Raw genomic sequence first — 3143 nt, 5'->3', positions numbered from 1 at the left:
GTCACGCAGCGCGTGCCAGGTCGCCGAGCTGGTGGCGGCGGCGAGGCTGCCGGGCAGCTCGGTCCCGCTGAGGCCGCGGCCGCTGCCGGCCAAGGCACCCCAGTGCTCCCGCCAGCGCACCGCCGCGACCGCGGCGACCACGGCCAGCAGCACCCAGGGGACCGTGCTCACCCGGCGGCGGTCGGGGACCTCCAGCGACTGCGCGTCCTCATCGACCGGCCCGGTCTCCCGGCTCCCGACCGGCCCCGCGGCGGCGCGCCGGCTGGCGCCGGGGGTGACGGCCTCCTGGACGGTGTCGACCGTGCTGAGCCACCCCGCGGCCGGCCGGTCGAACAGGGTCTGCAGGTCTCGCCGTCGCACCCGGCGGCGACCGCGGAAGCGCCAGCGGGCGCCCACCCGGCGCCACGGGGTCAGCACCGCCACGACGTCGGCCCACTCCAGGGCCGCCTCCCGCGGCCGCTTGACGAGCAGCAGCAGGACCGCGGCGAGCACCGAGGTGAGCAGCACCCCGGCGGCCCGCAGCGGGACCCACCACCAGGCCTCGCGGGCGAGCGCGACGTGCCGGGTGGCCAGCCGCCGGCGCCACCGCGAGGGCTGGCTGCCGGCGCCCTGCCGGACCACCGCGGCCGGCGCGACCAGGACCCGGTGGCCGGCCAGGTGGCAGCGCCAGCTCAGGTCCAGCCCCTCGGCGCCCCCGTCGCCGACCCGGTCCATCCCGCCGACCTCGGCCAGCACCTCCGCACGCACCAGCAGGCCGGCCAGCGGCACGCCGAGCACGTCCCGTCGCCGGTCGAGCTGGCCCTGGTCCACCAGCCCGGTGACCTCCTCGCCCGTGGGACGGCCGGCGCGGGTGGTGGTCAGCCCCACACCGACCAGCCGGCGGGGCGCCTCGGCGTCCACCAGCTTGGGACCGACCGCGCCCACGTCCGAGGACTGCCGGACCGCGGCGACCAGCCGCTCCAGGGCCGTGGGCTCGGGGTCGGAGTCGTCGTGCAGCACCCACACCCAGGTGGCCGGGCCGACGGGCAGGCCGGCCAGGGCGCGGTCGACCACGCGTGACCACGCGGGCGCCGCGGCCTCGTCGGCGCGAGCCGCCGGCTGCTGCCGGTCGGCGACGACCAGCTCGGCGCCGTGGGTGCTGACGAGGGGGTGGCTCCTGGCCCGGGCCACCTCGTCCTCATCGGGGTCGAGTCCGGTGAGGACCACGCGGGCGGGGAGCCGGGTCTGTGCGGCGAGCGCGTCCAGCAGCGGGTCGATGAGCGGACCGCCGGGTCGGGTGAGCACGAGGACGGTGACGTCCTCGACGGGGGCGCGCCGTCGCGAGCGAGCGCGTGCCCCGGGCGGGGCGGTCACAGGGCGGAGCAGGGTACTCGCCTAGACCGCGCGCTTCTTCAGCTTGCGGCGCTCCCGTTCGGACAGGCCGCCCCAGATACCGAAGCGCTCGTCGTTGGCCAGGGCGTACTCCAGGCACTCGGCACGCACCTCGCATCCGGTGCAGACCTTCTTGGCCTCCCGGGTCGACCCTCCCTTCTCAGGGAAGAACGCCTCCGGGTCCGTCTGGGCGCACAGCGCCCGCTCCTGCCACGACGCCTCCTCGCCCTCAGGCTCGGCGGCGGACAACAGCGTGAGCATCTCCATCCCGTGCACGGCTCCTCCTCGACCCTCCGGCACAAGTAACAACACCAGAATTACACGCGTGTCATCCGCTCAAGTCAACCCCAAGGCTGCTAGATGGACCGCCCCCACCGCCGTCGGCGTCGCCCGCGGCGCCCCCCACAATGGTCCGCATGCGGATCACGGCACTGGCGGGCGGGGTCGGCGGGGCACGGTTCCTGCGCGGCCTGGTCCACCACCTGCAGCGCACTGAGCAGCACGGACACCGGGCGGAGGGACCCGACGGCGGCGAGTCGCCCGGACCGTCAGGCCGGGCCGGCGGGCTGGCCGGCGGCCTCGGGCCGGCGGGCCCGGTGGAGCTGACGGTGATCGGAAACACCGGCGACGACATCACGCTGCACGGGCTGCGGGTCTGCCCCGACCTGGACACGCTGGCCTACACCCTGGGCGGTGGCGTCCACGAGGAGCAGGGCTGGGGCCGGGCCGAGGAGACCTTCGCCGCCAGCGAGGAGCTGGCCCGGCTCGGCTCCGGACCGGACTGGTTCCGGCTCGGTGACCGGGACCTGGCCACCCACATCGCCCGCACCCGCTGGCTGTCCCAGGGCGGGACGCTCAGCCAGGTGACCGCGCGCGTCGGGCAGCGGTGGGGGCTGCCGGAGCGGGGGGTCCGGCTGCTGCCGGTCACCGACGACCCGATCGAGACCCATGTGGTGCTCGAGGACGCCGCGGGCGGTGAGCGGGCCGTGCACTTCCAGCAGTGGTGGGTCCAGGACCGGGCTCGCACGCCCGCGCTGCGGTTCACCGTCGCCGGGCTGGACCGGGCCGCCGCCGCCCCCGGCGTGCTGGACGCGCTTCGGCAGGCCGACGTGGTGCTGCTGCCGCCGAGCAACCCGGTGGTCTCGATCGGGATCATCCTGGGCGTCCCCGGCGTCCGCGACGCGCTGCGCGGGACCCGTGCGCCGGTGGTCGGGGTCAGCCCGATCATCGGCGGCGCGCCGGTCCGCGGGCACGCCGACGCCTGCCTGGCCCCGCTCGGGGTGGAGGTGAGCGCCGCGGGCGTGGCGGGGCTGTACGAGGACTTCCTCGACGGCTGGCTGGTGGACACCGCGGACGCCCCGCCGGCCGGCGGCGGCTACCGGTCGGGGTTGGTGGTGCGGACCCGGGAGCTGCGGATGCGCGACGCCCTCGGGGCCGAGGCGCTCGCCGGCGCCGCGCTCCAGCTGGCGCTGGAGCTGCGGTGAGCACGCCCGGCCCGGTGACGGTGCTGCCGGTCACCGGTGTGCCGGAGGTGTCACGCGGTGCCGACCTGGGCGCGTTGCTGCTGGCCGCGCTCTCCCGCGGCGGGGTCGCGCTGCAGGACGGCGACGTGCTCGTGGTCAGCTCCAAGGTGGTCTCCAAGGCGATGGGGCTGCGGGTGCCGCACGACCCCGACGCCGCCGGCGCGGCCCGGGCCAAGGAGCAGGAGGTGCTGCGCCGCAGCCGCGCCGTCGTGGCCGAGCGGCGGGGCCCGGCCGGCAGCACGCGGGTGG

The 3143-nt window shown here is 77.2% G+C and carries 4 protein-coding genes; 2 read left to right on the top strand and 2 right to left on the bottom strand.

All coding sequences use genetic code 11. The annotated features are described in order from the left end of the window. Together GFJ45_RS15740 and GFJ45_RS15735 are read right to left on the bottom strand one after the other, a co-directional pair. Positions 1-1353, bottom strand: a 1353-nt coding sequence (locus tag GFJ45_RS15740) for a glycosyltransferase (RefSeq protein WP_153398958.1), incomplete at its 3' end; no start/stop codon positions are given. Positions 1354-1374: 21 nt separating this feature from the next. Continuing rightward, positions 1375-1638: a WhiB family transcriptional regulator gene (locus GFJ45_RS15735; protein ID WP_153398961.1), complete on the bottom strand. Its 264-nt coding sequence runs from the start codon at positions 1636-1638 to the stop codon at positions 1375-1377. A gap of 149 nt (positions 1639-1787) precedes the next feature. Here GFJ45_RS15735 and cofD point away from each other — a divergent pair, with 149 nt between their 5' ends. Next, positions 1788-2855 carry a 2-phospho-L-lactate transferase gene (cofD, locus tag GFJ45_RS15730; RefSeq protein ID WP_153398955.1) on the top strand — a complete coding sequence of 356 codons (1068 nt, stop codon included), beginning with the start codon at positions 1788-1790 and terminating at the stop codon, positions 2853-2855. Further along, positions 2852-3143 (top strand): coenzyme F420-0:L-glutamate ligase (locus GFJ45_RS15725; protein ID WP_194288730.1); only part of this gene is annotated, 292 nt, incomplete at its 3' end. The genes cofD and GFJ45_RS15725, both read left to right, overlap by 4 nt.

The sequence above is a fragment of the Ornithinicoccus halotolerans genome, assembly GCF_009602535.1.
GTDB classification, from domain to species: domain Bacteria; phylum Actinomycetota; class Actinomycetes; order Actinomycetales; family Dermatophilaceae; genus Ornithinicoccus; species Ornithinicoccus halotolerans.
This window is presented reverse-complemented; position numbering and strand designations above follow the sequence as displayed.

Coding starts and splice junctions, on each gene's coding strand:
- GFJ45_RS15735 (WP_153398961.1), bottom strand. CDS start 1,638: ATGGAGATGCTCACGCTGTTGTCCGCCGCCGAGCCTGAGGGCGAGGAG.
- cofD (WP_153398955.1), top strand. CDS start 1,788: ATGCGGATCACGGCACTGGCGGGCGGGGTCGGCGGGGCACGGTTCCTG.